This window comes from Streptococcus parapneumoniae, from assembly GCF_037076355.1.
GTDB classification, from domain to species: domain Bacteria; phylum Bacillota; class Bacilli; order Lactobacillales; family Streptococcaceae; genus Streptococcus; species Streptococcus parapneumoniae.
Genome location: NZ_AP026968.1, coordinates 676,789 through 693,403 on the forward strand (window position 1 = coordinate 676,789; position 16,615 = coordinate 693,403).

At 41.2% G+C, this 16,615-nt stretch carries 18 protein-coding genes and 1 tRNA gene; all 19 read left to right on the forward strand.

All coding sequences use genetic code 11. The features are described from left to right. The first annotated feature begins 178 nt into the window (after nucleotides 1-178). The 19 genes from SP4011_RS03605 (at nucleotide 179) to whiA (ending at nucleotide 16,591) form a co-directional block, all read left to right on the forward strand. Complete coding sequence (locus tag SP4011_RS03605; protein ID WP_338619906.1) at nucleotides 179-1,753, forward strand: DEAD/DEAH box helicase; 1,575 nt, start codon at nucleotides 179-181, stop codon at nucleotides 1,751-1,753. Between the two features lie 275 nt (nucleotides 1,754-2,028). Next, nucleotides 2,029-2,817: a GTP-sensing pleiotropic transcriptional regulator CodY gene (gene codY / locus SP4011_RS03610; RefSeq protein WP_173227244.1), complete on the forward strand. Its 789-nt coding sequence runs from the start codon at nucleotides 2,029-2,031 to the stop codon at nucleotides 2,815-2,817. After that, the gene (locus SP4011_RS03615; RefSeq protein WP_000158736.1) at nucleotides 2,817-3,392 is read left to right on the forward strand and encodes a cysteine hydrolase family protein; all 576 of its coding nucleotides are present in this window, start codon (nucleotides 2,817-2,819) and stop codon (nucleotides 3,390-3,392) included. Before codY ends, SP4011_RS03615 begins: the two co-directional genes overlap by 1 nt. An 80-nt stretch (nucleotides 3,393-3,472) precedes the next feature. After that, nucleotides 3,473-3,558 (forward strand) — tRNA-Leu (locus SP4011_RS03620). A 281-nt stretch (nucleotides 3,559-3,839) separates the two neighbouring features. After that, a complete protein-coding gene (locus tag SP4011_RS03625; protein ID WP_000229957.1) occupies nucleotides 3,840-4,970 on the forward strand; it encodes an ABC transporter ATP-binding protein in 1,131 nt (376 codons plus the stop codon). A 272-nt stretch (nucleotides 4,971-5,242) separates the two neighbouring features. After that, on the forward strand, nucleotides 5,243-5,755 hold the full coding sequence (locus SP4011_RS03630) for an adenine phosphoribosyltransferase (RefSeq protein ID WP_001049318.1): 513 nt from the start codon (nucleotides 5,243-5,245) through the stop codon (nucleotides 5,753-5,755). A gap of 182 nt (nucleotides 5,756-5,937) precedes the next feature. Beyond that, complete coding sequence (metA, locus tag SP4011_RS03635; RefSeq protein WP_112445487.1) at nucleotides 5,938-6,882, forward strand: homoserine O-acetyltransferase MetA; 945 nt, start codon at nucleotides 5,938-5,940, stop codon at nucleotides 6,880-6,882. A gap of 8 nt (nucleotides 6,883-6,890) precedes the next feature. Beyond that, the gene (locus tag SP4011_RS03640) at nucleotides 6,891-7,568 is read left to right on the forward strand and encodes a DnaD domain-containing protein (protein ID WP_338619911.1); all 678 of its coding nucleotides are present in this window, start codon (nucleotides 6,891-6,893) and stop codon (nucleotides 7,566-7,568) included. A 97-nt stretch (nucleotides 7,569-7,665) separates the two neighbouring features. Continuing rightward, nucleotides 7,666-8,424 carry a triose-phosphate isomerase gene (gene tpiA, locus SP4011_RS03645; RefSeq protein WP_112445489.1) on the forward strand — a complete coding sequence of 253 codons (759 nt, stop codon included), beginning with the start codon at nucleotides 7,666-7,668 and terminating at the stop codon, nucleotides 8,422-8,424. Nucleotides 8,425-8,457: 33 nt separating this feature from the next. Next, entirely contained in the window at nucleotides 8,458-9,948 is a 1,491-nt protein-coding gene (gene lytC / locus SP4011_RS03650) for a choline binding-anchored murein hydrolase LytC (RefSeq protein ID WP_138702053.1), read from the forward strand. A gap of 237 nt (nucleotides 9,949-10,185) precedes the next feature. Continuing rightward, on the forward strand, nucleotides 10,186-10,704 hold the full coding sequence (locus SP4011_RS03655; protein ID WP_338619913.1) for a Dps family protein: 519 nt from the start codon (nucleotides 10,186-10,188) through the stop codon (nucleotides 10,702-10,704). A gap of 130 nt (nucleotides 10,705-10,834) precedes the next feature. Then, nucleotides 10,835-11,341, forward strand: a complete 507-nt coding sequence (locus SP4011_RS03660) for a dihydrofolate reductase (RefSeq protein ID WP_224218417.1) — start codon at nucleotides 10,835-10,837, stop codon at nucleotides 11,339-11,341. Further along, nucleotides 11,341-11,511 carry a hypothetical protein gene (locus SP4011_RS03665; RefSeq protein WP_000442258.1) on the forward strand — a complete coding sequence of 57 codons (171 nt, stop codon included), beginning with the start codon at nucleotides 11,341-11,343 and terminating at the stop codon, nucleotides 11,509-11,511. Before SP4011_RS03660 ends, SP4011_RS03665 begins: the two co-directional genes overlap by 1 nt. A gap of 36 nt (nucleotides 11,512-11,547) precedes the next feature. Beyond that, a complete protein-coding gene (clpX, locus tag SP4011_RS03670) occupies nucleotides 11,548-12,780 on the forward strand; it encodes an ATP-dependent Clp protease ATP-binding subunit ClpX (protein ID WP_338619915.1) in 1,233 nt (410 codons plus the stop codon). Nucleotides 12,781-12,788: 8 nt separating this feature from the next. Continuing rightward, a complete protein-coding gene (gene yihA / locus SP4011_RS03675; protein WP_000422605.1) occupies nucleotides 12,789-13,376 on the forward strand; it encodes a ribosome biogenesis GTP-binding protein YihA/YsxC in 588 nt (195 codons plus the stop codon). Between the two features lie 10 nt (nucleotides 13,377-13,386). After that, a complete protein-coding gene (locus SP4011_RS03680; RefSeq protein ID WP_061457585.1) occupies nucleotides 13,387-13,767 on the forward strand; it encodes a RidA family protein in 381 nt (126 codons plus the stop codon). Nucleotides 13,768-13,818: 51 nt separating this feature from the next. After that, nucleotides 13,819-14,709 (forward strand): RNase adapter RapZ, encoded by an 891-nt coding sequence (gene rapZ, locus SP4011_RS03685; protein WP_023937468.1) that lies wholly within the window; start codon nucleotides 13,819-13,821, stop codon nucleotides 14,707-14,709. Next, nucleotides 14,706-15,683, forward strand: a complete 978-nt coding sequence (locus SP4011_RS03690; RefSeq protein ID WP_338619918.1) for a YvcK family protein — start codon at nucleotides 14,706-14,708, stop codon at nucleotides 15,681-15,683. Before rapZ ends, SP4011_RS03690 begins: the two co-directional genes overlap by 4 nt. Then, entirely contained in the window at nucleotides 15,680-16,591 is a 912-nt protein-coding gene (gene whiA, locus SP4011_RS03695; RefSeq protein ID WP_338619920.1) for a DNA-binding protein WhiA, read from the forward strand. Before SP4011_RS03690 ends, whiA begins: the two co-directional genes overlap by 4 nt. The last annotated feature ends 24 nt before the right edge of the window (nucleotides 16,592-16,615 follow it).

A 16,615-nucleotide genomic window follows, 5' to 3' on the forward strand; every position in this document is an offset into this window, starting at 1 on the left:
TATCTTTTGCTCTAGTCTTGTGTTATACTAGATAGGTTGCAAAGAAAACAGTACTTTTCTTTTGTGGAAAAGAAGCAACACGATTTTATATCCAGTATATGAAAATACGTCATAAAAAGAAAAGTATACACTAAGCCCTATAGGGTGGCTTCGCACCACCTTTAGAAAGAAGAATAACGTGAAATTTAATGAATTAAACTTGTCTGCTGATTTGTTAGCAGAGATTGAAAAAGCTGGTTTTGTAGAAGCCAGTCCGATCCAAGAACAAACTATTCCCTTGGCCCTTGAAGGCAAGGACGTTATCGGTCAAGCTCAGACTGGTACAGGGAAAACCGCAGCTTTTGGCTTGCCTACCCTTGAAAAAATCCGTACAGAAGAAGCGACTATCCAAGCCTTGGTTATCGCTCCAACACGTGAACTAGCTGTCCAAAGTCAAGAGGAATTGTTCCGTTTTGGTCGTAGCAAGGGAGTCAAAGTCCGCTCAGTATATGGCGGATCGAGCATTGAAAAACAAATTAAGGCTCTTAAATCTGGTGCCCATATCGTGGTGGGAACTCCTGGTCGCCTCTTGGACTTGATTAAACGCAAGGCCTTGAAATTACAAGATATTGAAACGCTCATCCTTGATGAAGCGGATGAAATGCTCAACATGGGCTTCCTTGAAGATATTGAAGCCATCATCTCGCGTGTCCCTGAAAACCGTCAAACTCTACTCTTCTCAGCAACTATGCCAGATGCCATCAAACGTATCGGTGTTCAGTTTATGAAAGAACCTGAGCATGTGAAGATTGCTGCTAAGGAATTGACAACAGAATTGGTTGACCAGTACTATATCCGAGTTAAAGAACAAGAAAAATTTGACACCATGACTCGTCTCATGGATGTGGAGCAACCTGAGCTTGCTATCGTATTTGGTCGTACCAAGCGCCGTGTAGATGAATTGACTCGTGGTCTGAAAATCCGTGGCTTCCGTGCAGAAGGAATTCATGGTGATTTGGACCAAAACAAACGTCTTCGTGTCCTTCGTGACTTTAAAAATGGCAATCTTGATGTTTTGGTTGCGACAGACGTGGCAGCGCGTGGTTTGGATATTTCAGGTGTGACCCATGTCTATAACTACGATATTCCACAAGATCCTGAAAGTTATGTTCACCGTATCGGTCGTACAGGTCGTGCTGGTAAGTCAGGCCAGTCGATTACTTTTGTTGCTCCAAACGAAATGGGCTACCTTCAAATCATTGAAAACTTGACCAAGAAACGCATGAAAGGTCTTAAACCTGCAAGTGCAGAAGAAGCCTTCCAAGCTAAAAAACACGTAGCTCTCAAGAAAATCGAACGTGATTTTGCAGATGAAACTATTCGTGCCAACTTTGAGAAATTTGGCAAGGATGCTCGTAAGCTAGCTGCCGAATTTACTCCAGAAGAATTGGCAATGTATATTTTGAGTCTGACTGTTCAAGATCCAGATAGCCTTCCTGAAGTGGAGATTGCGCGTGAAAAACCACTGCCATTTAAACCATCAGGTAATGGCTTTGGTGGTAAAGCTAAGGGAGGTCGTCGTGGAGATGACCGTCGTGATAATCGCCGTGTAGACAATCGTCGTGGTGGTCGCCGTGATGATTTCAAAAAAGGAAGTCGTGGCAATGATCGTTTTGATAAGGAAAAACGTTACCGTAAGGATAATAAAAAACCACGCAATACTTCAAGCGAAAAGAAAACAGGCTTTGTGATTCGTAACAAGGGCGATAAATAAGAAAAAGCGGTTCAAAATGAATCGCTTTTTTATATAAGGAGACCGAATGGAAAAAGATGGTGATAGCAAAGGATAGGTGAAATGGAAAGGTATTATCAATCCACCTTCTTGTGATGATATAATATCAAATATAAATTAGGTTGTCAATAAGAAAACATAATTTTCTAAAATATTTCAGCTAGTCTAAATTGCAATTAAATAAGCAATTTTCAGATAATAATTGAAAATTCAATCTGTTTATGTTATAATGATAGCGATTAAATTCGAGGTGAAAAATGGCACATTTATTAGAAAAAACAAGAAAAATTACTTCTATCCTGAAGCGCTCAGAGGAGCAGTTGCAGGAAGAACTTCCCTACAATGCGATTACCCGTCAATTGGCAGACATTATTGATTGTAATGCTTGTATTGTTAACAGCAAGGGGCGTCTCCTTGGCTATTTTATGCGTTATAAAACAAATACAGATCGCGTAGAGCAGTTCTTCCAAACTAAGATTTTCCCGGATGACTACATTCAAGGTGCGAATATGATTTACGATACAGAAGCCAATCTGACAGTTGATCATGATTTAAGTATTTTTCCTGTGGAAAGTCGTTCGGACTTTCCAGATGGTTTGACGACTATTGCACCGATTCATGTATCGGGGATTCGCCTTGGTTCTTTGATTATTTGGCGTAATGACAAAGAATTTGATGACGAGGACTTGATTCTTGTTGAGATTGCCAGTACCGTTGTTGGAATTCAACTCCTTAATTTCCAACGTGAAGAAGATGAGAAAAATATCCGTCGCCGTACTGCTGTTACCATGGCGGTTAATACCCTTTCTTACTCCGAACTCCGTGCTGTTTCAGCCATTTTAGGAGAATTAAACGGAAATGAAGGGCAGTTAACTGCGTCTGTAATTGCAGACCGTATCGGAATTACCCGTTCTGTGATTGTCAATGCCCTTCGTAAACTTGAGTCTGCGGGGATTATTGAAAGTCGCTCACTTGGAATGAAGGGAACCTATCTTAAGGTCTTGATTTCAGATATTTTTGAAGAAGTGAAGAAAAGAGATTACTAATGACTAAGGCTTTAATTTCGATTGATTATACAGAAGATTTTGTTGCTGATAGTGGTAAATTGACAGCAGGCGCTCCAGCTCAAGCTATTTCGGAAGCCATTAGCAAGGTGACTCGATTAGCTTTTGAACGTGGAGACTACATCTTCTTTACTATCGATGCTCATGAAGAAAACGATTGTTTCCATCCAGAAAGTAAACTATTCCCGCCTCATAATCTGATTGGGACTAGTGGACGGAATTTATATGGAGATTTGGGGATCTTTTATCAAGAGCATGGTTCAGACAGTCGTGTCTTTTGGATGGATAAACGCCATTACTCAGCTTTTTCAGGGACTGACCTAGATATTCGTTTGAGAGAGCGTAGAGTGTCTACAGTTATTTTAACAGGAGTCTTGACGGATATTTGTGTCCTGCATACAGCTATAGATGCCTATAATCTAGGATATGACATCGAGATTGTTAAACCAGCTGTTGCTTCTATCTGGCCTGAAAATCATCAATTTGCCCTAGGTCATTTCAAAAATACACTTGGAGCTAAGTTGGTAGATGAAAATCTAAATGAACTTTCTGAGTAATTTGGTTGATGAAATGAAAAATTTTGAAAAAAAGTGTTGACAAGTATCCCAAAAGTTGATATACTAGTAAAGTAATCGACGCGGGGATGGCGGAATTGGCAGACGCGCAGGACTAAGGATCCTGTGACCGCTTTAGGTCGTGAGGGTTCAAGTCCCTCTCTCCGCATAGGATAAGAGTTAGCTTAGGCTAGCTCTTTTGTATTTCTCTAAAAAATTAGAATCCAGTCAAATGTAGTGGAGAATCAGCGAAAATATGGGAAAGCTGATTCTTGTTTCTGCTTTTGTATAGAAGAATAATAAAGATTATCTTCTTCAAATTCTCCGATATTCTCTAAAGTTTTGTGCAAGTTGCACAGAACTTTTTTGTTTTTTTGGTCACCTTGCCATAGAAATGTAAAGCGTTTTCATCTATAATATAATTATCAAAAGACAAAAGGAGTTCACCTCATGGTAGAATTAAATCTTAAAAATATTTACAAAAAATATCCAAACAGCGAACACTATTCAGTTGAAGATTTCAACTTGAACATCAAAGATAAAGAATTTATCGTTTTCGTAGGTCCTTCAGGATGTGGTAAATCAACTACACTCCGTATGATTGCTGGTCTTGAAGACATCACAGAAGGTACTGCATCTATCGATGGCGTGGTTGTCAACGACGTAGCTCCAAAAGACCGTGACATCGCCATGGTATTCCAAAACTACGCTCTTTACCCACACATGACTGTTTATGACAACATGGCTTTCGGTTTGAAATTGCGTAAATACAGCAAAGAAGACATCGACAAACGTGTGCAAGAAGCAGCTGAAATTCTTGGATTGAAAGAATTTTTGGAACGTAAACCAGCTGACCTTTCAGGTGGTCAACGTCAACGTGTTGCCATGGGTCGTGCCATCGTCCGTGATGCAAAAGTATTCTTGATGGACGAACCTTTGTCAAACTTGGATGCTAAACTTCGTGTATCAATGCGTGCTGAGATTGCGAAAATCCACCGTCGTATCGGAGCTACTACTATCTACGTAACTCACGACCAAACAGAAGCGATGACACTTGCAGACCGTATCGTTATCATGTCAGCAACTAAGAACCCTGCTGGTACAGGTACTATCGGACGTGTTGAACAAATCGGTACTCCTCAAGAAGTTTACAAAAACCCAGTTAATAAATTCGTAGCAGGATTCATCGGAAGCCCAGCTATGAACTTCATCAATGTGAAATTGGTTGGAAGTGAAATTATTTCTGATGGTTTCCGTTTGAAAGTTCCAGAAGGTGCTTTGAAAGTTCTTCGTGAAAAAGGCTACGAAGGTAAAGAATTGATCTTCGGTATTCGTCCAGAAGACGTGAATGCAGAACCTGCTTTCCTTGAAACATTCCCAGACTGTGTTGTAAAAGCGACTATCTCTGTATCAGAACTGCTTGGTTCAGAATCTCACCTTTACTGCCAAGTTGGTAAAGATGAATTTGTTGCAAAAGTTGATGCTCGTGACTACTTGCAAACAGGTGCAACAGTTGAACTTGGATTTGACTTGAACAAAGCACACTTCTTTGATGTAGAAACTGAAAAAACAGTCTACTAAAATAAATAAAATTCAAAGCACTACAAGAAAAGATATCTCTTTATCAATTGTAGTGGAGAGATATCAGTTAATCTAAGGAGAGAAACAAAATGCTTCTCTCCTTTTTGCTAGGGAAGTCATATTATGCATCTATCTTGTGATACCCTTTGAATAAAAATGGTCATCTTATTTGCCTTATAGGGTGACTAGCAGATGAAATATTGTTTTCTCTTTCTTCTTTACTAGAAAGTATGGTATAATAGAGAGTAAAAAACTTTGAAAGAAAGAAAAAGATGAATTTAAAAGATTACATTGCAACAATTGAAAATTATCCAAAGGAAGGGATTACCTTCCGTGATATCAGTCCTTTGATGGCTGATGGAAATGCATATAGCTACGCTGTTCGTGAAATTGTTCAGTATGCTACTGACAAGAAAATAGACATGATTGTAGGGCCTGAGGCTCGTGGATTTATCGTGGGCTGTCCAGTTGCCTTTGAGTTGGGAATTGGTTTTGCCCCTGTTCGTAAGCCAGGTAAATTACCACGTGAAGTCATTTCTGCTGACTATGAAAAAGAGTACGGTGTTGATACCTTGACTATGCATGCGGATGCCATCAAGCCAGGTCAACGTGTTCTTATTGTAGATGACCTCTTGGCAACAGGTGGAACTGTTAAGGCAACCATCGAGATGATTGAAAAACTTGGTGGTGTTGTAGCAGGTTGTGCCTTCCTTGTTGAATTGGATGAATTGAACGGCCGTGAAAAAATCGGTGACTACGATTACAAAGTTTTGATGCATTATTAATGAAAAACAGTCCCTAGGGCTGTTTTCTCTACATTAGGATATAAAAATAGACTATAGCTAGTTAGAGAAAAACTATAATTGAAAACTATATCTTCTTGCAGTATAATAAAAGGACTAAGTGTTTGAGATTTGGCTTCAAACATATGCAATGATTCCTGAAAGAATACAGTTAGGAGAGGGTTATGCCGATTCGAATTGATAAAAAATTGCCAGCTGTTGAGATTTTACGGACAGAGAACATCTTTGTCATGGATGATCAACGTGCTGCTCACCAAGATATTCGTCCTTTGAAGATTTTAATTTTAAATCTCATGCCACAGAAAATGGTCACAGAAACCCAGTTGTTACGCCACTTGGCTAATACCCCCCTACAACTGGATATTGATTTTCTCTATATGGAGAGCCACCGTTCTAAGACAACTCGTTCAGAGCACATGGAGACCTTTTATAAAACTTTTCCTGAAGTCAAGGATGAGTATTTTGATGGGATGATTATCACGGGTGCTCCAGTTGAACATTTACCATTTGAGGAAGTGGACTATTGGGAGGAATTTAGCCAGGTGCTTGAGTGGTCCAAGACTCATGTCTATTCGACGCTTCATATCTGTTGGGGGGCTCAGGCTGGGCTCTACCTACGCTATGGGGTAGAAAAATACCAGATGGACAGTAAGTTATCAGGTATTTATCCTCAGGATGCTTTAAAAGAAGGGCACCTTCTTTTTAGAGGCTTTGACGATAGCTATGTATCCCCTCATTCACGGCACACGGAGATTTCTAAGGAAGAAGTCTTAAACAAAACCAATCTCGAGATTTTATCAGAAGGGCCACAGGTTGGGGTTTCGATTTTGGCCAGTCGTGATTTACGAGAAATTTATAGTTTTGGGCATTTGGAATATGACCGTGATACCTTGGCAAAAGAGTATTTTAGGGATCGTGATGCAGGTTTAGATCCTCATATTCCAGAAAATTATTTTAAGGATGATGATGTTAATCAGACGCCTTGTCTTTGTTGGTCTTCATCGGCAGCCCTCTTTTTCAGTAACTGGGTGAACTATGCGGTCTATCAGGAAACTCCTTTTGACTGGAGAAAAATAGAAGATGATGCATCCGCATTTGGATATTTATAAGAGGAATTATGACATATTTAGACGCTTTTAAATCAGGGAACTTGGTTTTACCGAGTACCCTGCTCTTGCATTTTAAGGAACTCTTTCCTTCCAGCGATGATTTTCTGGTCTGGCAATTTTTCTATTTGCAAAATACGACAGGCTTGGAAGAAATGTCGCCAAGCCAGATTGCTGACAGGATTGGCAAGGAAATTTCGGATGTCAACCAGTCCATTTCTAATCTGACGGAGAGGGGACTTCTCCAGTATCGAACGATTGAATTGAATGGTGAAATTGAATTGCTTTTTGATGCTAGTTTGGCTTTGGAACGTCTGGATGACTTGCTTGGAGTCGCTCATTCAAGTTCAGACCAGTTGACACCTCAAAATCAGCTCAAGGATTTGGTAGAAACCTTCCAGCAGGAATTAGGACGCTTGTTGACACCTTTTGAAATTGAAGATTTGACTAAGACCCTAAAAGAAGATGGAACCAGTGCTGACTTGATTAAGGAAGCTCTTCGTGAAGCTGTTTTGAATGGAAAAGCAAACTGGAAGTACATTCAGGCGATTTTGAGAAACTGGCGCCATGAAGGTATCAAGAGTGTGGCTCAAATCGAGGCTAAGCGGGCAGAGAGAGAAGCAAGCAATCCTCAGTTGACACAGGTATCCGCAGATTTTAGAACTGCTATGGATCTCTGGAAGGATTAATCCATGTAAGCAGACTTGAAATCCGAGTAAGATTTGCAAGCTGTGTCTAATTGTGATAAAATAAATAGAAAATAAATTGAAAAAAGAGGTATGTGAAATGTCACGTAAACCATTTATCGCTGGTAACTGGAAAATGAACAAAAATCCAGAAGAAGCTAAAGCATTCGTTGAAGCAGTTGCGTCAAAACTTCCTTCATCAGACCTTGTTGAAGCAGGTATCGCAGCTCCAGCTCTTGATTTGACAACTGTTCTTGCTGCTGCTAAAGGTTCAAACCTTAAAGTTGCTGCTCAAAACTGCTACTTTGAAAATGCAGGTGCTTTCACTGGTGAAACTAGCCCACAAGTTTTGAAAGAAATCGGTACTGACTACGTTGTTATCGGTCACTCAGAACGCCGTGACTACTTCCATGAAACTGACGAAGATATCAACAAAAAAGCAAAAGCAATCTTTGCAAACGGTATGCTTCCAATCATCTGTTGTGGTGAGTCACTTGAAACTTACGAAGCTGGTAAAGCTGCTGAATTTGTAGGTGCTCAAGTATCTGCTGCATTGGCTGGATTGACTGCTGAACAAGTTGCTGCATCAGTTATCGCTTATGAGCCAATCTGGGCTATCGGTACTGGTAAATCAGCTTCACAAGACGATGCACAAAAAATGTGTAAAGTTGTTCGTGACGTTGTAGCTGCTGACTTCGGTCAAGAAGTTGCGGACAAAGTTCGTGTTCAATACGGTGGTTCTGTTAAACCTGAGAACGTTACTTCATACATGGCTTGTCCAGACGTTGACGGTGCCCTTGTAGGTGGTGCGTCACTTGAAGCTGAAAGCTTCTTGGCTTTGCTTGACTTTGTAAAATAATCAGTAGCAAAAGCTAGGTGGAACAGCATTCAGGTGCCTGTTCCATTTTTTATAGGAGAGGAAAGATTGAAAACAAAAATTGTATGTATAGGGCTAGCAAGTCTCTGCTTACTTGGCGCAAGAGTTTCAGGAATTGCGGCAGATGAAACAAGTGGAAGCACAGTTTCAGAAAAATCTAGTCTATCAACAGGGACTTCATCAACTAGTAGCAATGAACAGAGAAACAGTGTCTCTGCCCACTGGGATGGGGATTATTATGTAAAGGCTGATGGTTCTAAAGCTCAAAGTGAATGGATTTTTGACAACTACTACAAGGCTTGGTTTTATATTAATTCAGATGGTCGTTACACGCAGAATGAATGGCATGGAAATTACTACCTGAAATCAGGTGGCTATATGGCCCAAAACGAGTGGATCTATGACAGTAATTACAAGAGTTGGTTTTATCTTAAGTCAGATGGGGCTTATGCTCATCAAGAATGGCAATTGATTGGAAATAAGTGGTATTACTTCAAGAAGTGGGGTTACATGGCTAAAAGCCAATGGCAAGGAAGTTATTTCTTGAATGGTCAAGGTGCCATGATGCAAAATGAATGGCTTTATGATCCGGCTTATTCTGCTTATTTTTATCTAAAATCCGATGGAACTTATGCCAACCAAGAGTGGCAAAAAGTGGGCGGCAAATGGTACTATTTCAAGAAGTGGGGCTATATGGCGCGGAATGAGTGGCAAGGCAACTACTATTTGACTGGAAGTGGTGCCATGGCGACTGATGAAGTGATTATGGATGGTGCTCGCTATATCTTTGCGGCTTCTGGTGAGCTCAAAGAAAAGAAAGATTTGAATGTCGGCTGGGTTCACAGAGATGGTAAACGCTATTTCTTTAATAATAGAGAAGAGCAAGTGGGAACCGAACATGCTAAGAAAGTTATTGATATTAGTGAGCACAATGGTCGTATCAATGATTGGAAAAAGGTTATTGATGAGAACGAGGTGGATGGTGTCATTGTTCGTCTAGGTTATAGCGGTAAAGAAGACAAGGAATTGGCGCATAACATTAAGGAGTTAAACCGTCTGGGAATTCCTTATGGTGTCTATCTCTATACCTATGCTGAAAATGAGACCGATGCTGAGAATGACGCTGAACAGACCATTGAACTTCTGAAGAAATACAATATGAACTTGTCTTACCCTATCTACTATGATGTTGAGAACTGGGAGTATGTGAATAAAAGTAAGCGTGCTCCGAGTGATACAGGTACTTGGGTTAAGATTATCAACAAGTACATGGAGACGATGAAGCAGGCGGGCTATCAAAATGTGTATGTCTATAGCTATCGTAGTTTATTACAGACGCGTTTAAAACACCCAGATATTTTAAAACATGTAAACTGGGTAGCGGCCTATACCAATGCTTTAGAATGGGAAAATCCTCATTATTCAGGAGAAAAAGGTTGGCAGTATACCTCTTCTGAATACATGAAAGGAATTCGTGGTCGTGTTGACGTCAGCGTTTGGTATTAAGATATAAGTTTGAAAAAGGAGTGTGCAAGAAAATTGCATCCTCTTTTTCTTTATTTTGTCGCAGTTAAGAGATGTGTAAGGGGACTGTGTTTTATTCTAAAGAATTCTTAAATTATCAGTCTATTGCAACTTTTCTCATGTGGGTCATTTGGCTTGCTATTGTCTTTCCTTAGTAGTATACTAAGGTAGTAATCATTAAGAAGTGGTTACAAAAAATAATGAACGAGGTAAAATAAAATGGTAGAATTGAAAAAAGAAGCAGTAAAAGATGTAACATCATTGACAAAAGCAGAGCCAGTAGCATTGGCAAAAACAAAGGAAGTCTTGAACCAAGCAGTTGCTGATTTGTATGTAGCTCATGTGGCTTTGCATCAAGTACACTGGTACATGCGTGGTCGTGGTTTCCTTGTATGGCATCCAAAAATGGATGAGTACATGGATGCTCTTGATGGTCACTTGGATGAAATCAGCGAACGTTTAATTACCCTTGGTGGCAAACCTTACTCAACTTTGACAGAATTCCTTCAACACAGTGAAATCGAAGAAGAAGAAGGAGAATTCCGTAACGTTGAAGAAAGCTTGGAACGTGTCCTTGAAATTTATCGTTACCTCATCACGCTTTTCCAAGAAGCTTTGGATGTGACAGATAAAGAAGGCGATGATGTAACCAATGATATCTTTGTTGGAGCTAAGGCTGACCTTGAAAAAACAGTCTGGATGCTTGCAGCAGAACTTGGACAAGCACCTGGTTTGTAAGAAATAATAGTAATATATATAAATCTGTAGGAAATTTCTTACAGATTTTTTCTATCTTATAAGCTATTCCAAACCAGTCTTTTTTCGAGTTTTTTGATAAAATAGTACTATCAGTGAAAAGGATGGAAGCATGACTAAGAAAATCGTAGCTATTTGGGCCCAGGATGAAGAGGGTGTGATTGGTAAGGACAATCGTCTGCCTTGGCATTTGCCAGCAGAATTGCAACACTTTAAAGAAACAACTCTGAATCATGCTATCTTGATGGGGCGTGTGACCTTTGATGGAATAGGGCGTCGCTTGCTTCCCAAACGGGAGACCTTGATTTTGACTCGTAACCCAGAAGAAAAGATAGACGGGGTTGCTACTTTTTATGATGTTCAGTCTGTCTTGGACTGGTATCAGGCTCAAGATAAGAATCTTTATATTCTAGGTGGAAAGCAAATTTTTCAAGCTTTTGAACCCTACCTTGACGAAGTGATTGTGACTCACATTCATGCTCGGGTGGAAGGAGATACCTATTTCCCTGAAGAATTTGACTTGTCTCTTTTTGAGACAGTTTCAAGCAAATTCTATAGCAAAGATGAGAAAAATCCTTATGATTTTACCATCCAATACCGCAAGAGAAAGGAAGTCTAATGGAACGTAGTATATTTGGTTTTTTCACAGCCATGCTGTGTTTGGTCTGCTTGCTTGCTGGCGCACAGGCTTTTCGTAAAAAGCGTTATGGACTTTCTATCCTCCTCTGGTTAAATGCCTTTACCAATTTGGTCAATAGTGTTCATGCCTTTTACATGACCTTATTTTAGATAGAATGATAGTATAGAATAGAACGGAAGGAAATCATGCCTACAACTAGGAATAATGATATGATGGTTTATTGCTCATTTTGTGGCAAAAGCCAAGAAGAAGTACAAAAAATAATCGCAGGCAACAACGCCTTTATCTGTAATGAATGTGTGGAGTTGGCCCAGGAAATCATTCGAGAAGAATTGGTTGAGGAAGTCTTGGCAGACTTGTCTGAGGTGCCAAAACCAATTGAACTCCTCCATATCTTGAACCACTATGTAATTGGTCAAGATCGTGCCAAGCGTGCCTTGGCAGTGGCAGTTTACAACCACTACAAACGCATCAATTTCCACGATACGCGAGAAGAGTCAGAAGACGTAGATTTGCAGAAATCAAACATCTTGATGATTGGTCCAACTGGTTCAGGGAAAACTTTCCTTGCCCAGACCTTGGCTAAGAGCTTGAATGTGCCTTTTGCTATTGCGGATGCGACAGCTCTGACGGAGGCTGGTTATGTGGGTGAGGACGTGGAAAATATCCTCCTTAAACTCTTGCAGGCTGCTGACTTTAACATTGAACGTGCAGAGCGTGGCATTATCTACGTGGATGAAATTGACAAGATTGCCAAGAAGAGCGAAAACGTGTCTATCACACGTGATGTTTCTGGTGAAGGGGTGCAACAAGCTCTTCTCAAGATTATAGAGGGAACAATTGCAAGCGTGCCGCCTCAAGGTGGACGCAAACATCCGCAACAAGAGATGATTCAAGTGGATACTAAAAATATCCTCTTCATCGTGGGTGGTGCCTTTGATGGCATTGAAGAAATTGTCAAACAACGTCTGGGAGAAAAAGTCATCGGATTTGGTCAAAATAATAAAGCGATTGATGAAAATAGCTCTTACATGCAAGAAATCATCGCAGAAGATATTCAAAAATTCGGGATTATTCCAGAATTGATTGGACGCTTGCCTGTCTTTGCTGCTCTTGAGCAATTGACGGTCGATGACTTGGTTCGTATCTTGAAAGAGCCAAGAAATGCCTTGGTCAAACAATACCAAACCTTGTTATCTTATGACGACGTTGAGTTGGAATTTGACGACGAAGCCCTTCAAGAAATTGCCAATAAGGCCATCGAACGGAAGACAGGGGCGCGTGGTCTTCGCTCCATCATCGAGGAAACCATGCTGGACGTTATGTTTGAAGTACCGAGTCAGGAAAATGTGAAATTGGTCCGCATCACTAAAGAAGCTGTCGATGGAACGGATAAACCAATCCTAGAAACAGCCTAGAGGTGACTATGGAACTGAATACACATAATGCTGAAATCTTGCTCAGTGCGGCGAATAAATCCCACTACCCACAGGATGAACTGCCAGAGATTGCCCTAGCAGGGCGTTCCAATGTTGGTAAGTCTAGCTTTATCAACACTATGTTGAATCGTAAGAATCTAGCCCGAACATCAGGTAAACCTGGTAAAACCCAGCTTCTTAACTTCTTTAACATTGACGACAAGATGCGCTTTGTGGATGTGCCTGGTTATGGTTATGCCCGCGTTTCCAAAAAGGAACGTGAAAAGTGGGGGCGTATGATTGAGGAGTATCTGACAACTCGAGAAAATCTCCGTGCGGTAGTCAGTTTAGTTGACCTTCGTCATGACCCGTCAGCAGATGATGTGCAGATGTACGAATTTCTCAAGTACTATGAGATTCCGGTCATCATCGTTGCGACCAAGGCAGACAAGATTCCACGTGGTAAATGGAACAAGCACGAATCAGCAATCAAAAAGAAATTAAACTTTGACCCAAGTGACGACTTCATCCTCTTTTCATCTGTCAGCAAGGCAGGGATGGATGAGGCTTGGGATGCAATCTTAGAAAAATTGTGAGGAAAAGAAAATGGCAAAAACAATTCATACAGACAAAGCTCCAAAGGCTATCGGACCATATGTTCAAGGAAAAATCGTTGGCAACCTTTTGTTTGCTAGCGGTCAAGTTCCCCTATCTCCTGAAACTGGGGAAATCGTTGGAGAAACAATCCAAGAACAGACAGAACAAGTCTTGAAAAACATCGGTGCTATTTTGGCAGAGGCAGGAACAGACTTTGACCATGTTGTCAAAACAACTTGCTTCTTGAGCGATATGAACGATTTTGTTCCTTTTAACGAGGTTTACCAAACGGCCTTTACAGAGGAATTTCCAGCTCGTTCAGCAGTAGAGGTAGCTCGTCTTCCTCGTGATGTAAAAGTCGAAATTGAAGTCATCGCAGAGATTGGATAAGCTAGTTGAAGTTTGGTGTTGCCAAACTTCTTTTGATATAAGGAGAAAAAGATGACAAAGAAACAACTTCACTTGGTGATTGTGACAGGAATGAGTGGTGCAGGGAAAACAGTTGCCATTCAGTCCTTCGAAGATTTGGGTTATTTTACTATTGATAATATGCCGCCAGCTCTCTTGCCTAAGTTTTTGCAGTTGGTGGAAACTAAGGAAGACGATCCCAAGTTGGCCTTGGTAGTGGATATGCGTAGCCGTTCTTTCTTCTCGGAGATTCAAACTGTTTTGGATGAGTTGGAAAACAAGGAAGAACTGGACTTTAAAATTCTCTTTTTGGACGCAGCAGATAAGGAATTGGTAGCCCGTTACAAGGAAACCAGAAGGAGTCACCCATTAGCTGCAGATGGACGGATTTTGGATGGAATCAAGCTGGAACGTGAACTCTTGGCACCTTTGAAAAATATGAGCCAAAATGTGGTGGATACAACTGAACTCACTCCTCGTGAGCTACGTAAAACCATTGCAGAGCAGTTTTCAGATCAAGAACAAGCCCAGTCTTTCCGTATCGAAGTCATGTCTTTCGGCTTTAAATATGGAATCCCAATTGATGCAGACTTGGTTTTTGATGTGCGCTTTTTGCCAAATCCATATTACCTTCCAGAGCTGAGAAACCAAACGGGTGTGGATGAACCTGTTTATGACTATGTCATGAATCATCCTGAGTCAGAAGATTTTTATCAGCATTTATTGGCCTTGATTGAGCCGATTTTGCCAAGTTACCAAAAGGAAGGGAAGTCTGTTTTGACCATTGCCATGGGTTGTACAGGTGGACAACACCGTAGTGTGGCCTTTGCTAAACGCTTGGCGCAGGACTTATCCAAGAATTGGCCTGTTAATGAAGGGCATCGCGACAAAGACCGGAGAAAGGAAACGGTAAACCGTTCATGAGAAAACCAAAGATAACGGTGATTGGTGGAGGTACTGGGATCCCCGTCATTCTTAAAAGTCTGCGTGAAAAAGATGTGGAAATCGCTGCTATCGTAACGGTGGCGGATGATGGTGGTTCATCAGGTGAACTCCGAAAAAATATGCAGCAATTGACACCGCCAGGTGATCTTCGTAATGTCCTTGTGGCCATGTCGGATATGCCTAAGTTTTATGAGAAAGTCTTTCAGTATCGCTTTTCCGAGGATGCCGGAGCCTTTGCTGGCCATCCATTGGGCAATCTCATTATTGCAGGTCTGTCAGAGATGCAGGGTTCGACCTATAATGCCATGCAGTTATTGAGCAAATTTTTCCATACAACTGGGAAGATTTATCCTTCCAGTGACCATCCTTTGACCTTGCATGCAGTCTTTCAGGATGGGACAGAAGTGGCTGGAGAGAGTCATATTGCAGACCATCCAGGCATGATTGACCATGTCTATGTGACCAATACCCTCAACGATGATACGCCTCTGGCCAGCCGTCGAGTAGTCCAGACCATTCTTGAAAGTGACATGATTGTCCTCGGACCTGGTTCTCTCTTTACCTCTATTTTGCCCAATATCGTGATTAAGGAAATCGGGCAGGCGCTTTTGGAAACCAAGGCAGAAATCGCCTATGTCTGCAATATTATGACCCAACGTGGGGAGACAGAACACTTTACAGATAGTGATCACGTGGAAGTCTTGCATCGTCACCTTAGCCGACCTTTTATCGATACGGTCTTGGTGAATATCGAAAAAGTGCCTCAAGAATACATGAATTCCAATCGCTTTGATGAATACTTGGTCCAGGTGGAACATGATTTTGCTGGTCTTTGTAAGCAAGTTCCGCGCATGATTTCATCCAACTTCCTTCGTCTGGAAAATGGCGGTGCCTTCCACGATGGAGATTTGATTGTGGATGAGTTGATGCGGATTATACAGGTGAGAAAATGAGTTTCACAGTAGCAGTAAAAGAAGAAATCCTAGGTCAACACCATCTGAGCCGGTATGAATTATCTGCCATTATCAAAATGTCTGGTAGCATCGGTCTCTCGACTTCGGGCTTGACTTTGTCAGTTGTGACAGAAAATGCCAAACTGGCCCGTCACCTCTATGAGTCCTTTCTCCATTTCTATGAAATCAAATCGGAAATTCGTCACCACCAGAGGAGCAATCTTCGCAAGAATCGCGTCTATACCGTTTTTACAGATGAAAAGGTGCAGGATTTGTTAAGTGATTTGCACTTGGCAGACTCTTTCTTTGACCTGGAAACAGGTATTGATGAGGCGATTTTATCGGATGAGGAAGCAGGTCGTGCTTATCTTTGTGGTGCTTTCTTGGCAAATGGAAGTATTCGTGACCCTGAATCAGGTAAGTACCAGTTGGAAATCAGTTCTGTTTATCTGGACCACGCGCAAGGGATTGCCTCACTTCTCCAGCAATTTTTACTGGATGCCAAGGTGCTTGAGCGCAAGAAGGGAGCTGTGACCTATCTCCAGCGTGCCGAAGACATTATGGACTTCTTGATAGTCATCGGAGCCATGCAGGCGCGTGATGATTTTGAGCGGGTTAAGATTTTGCGAGAAACCCGTAACGACCTCAATCGGGCCAATAATGCCGAGACAGCTAATATCGCTCGGACAGTTTCTGCCAGCATGAAGACTATCAATAATATCAGTAAAATCAAAGATATCATGGGCTTAGAAAATCTGCCAGTGGATTTGCAGGAAGTAGCGCAGTTGCGTATTCAGCACCCAGACTACTCTATCCAGCAGTTAGCAGATAGCCTCAGCACCCCTCTGACCAAAAGTGGTGTCAATCACAGACTCAGAAAGATAAACAAATTAGCTGATGAGTTATAAAGATATAAAACAAGCCCTTGAATT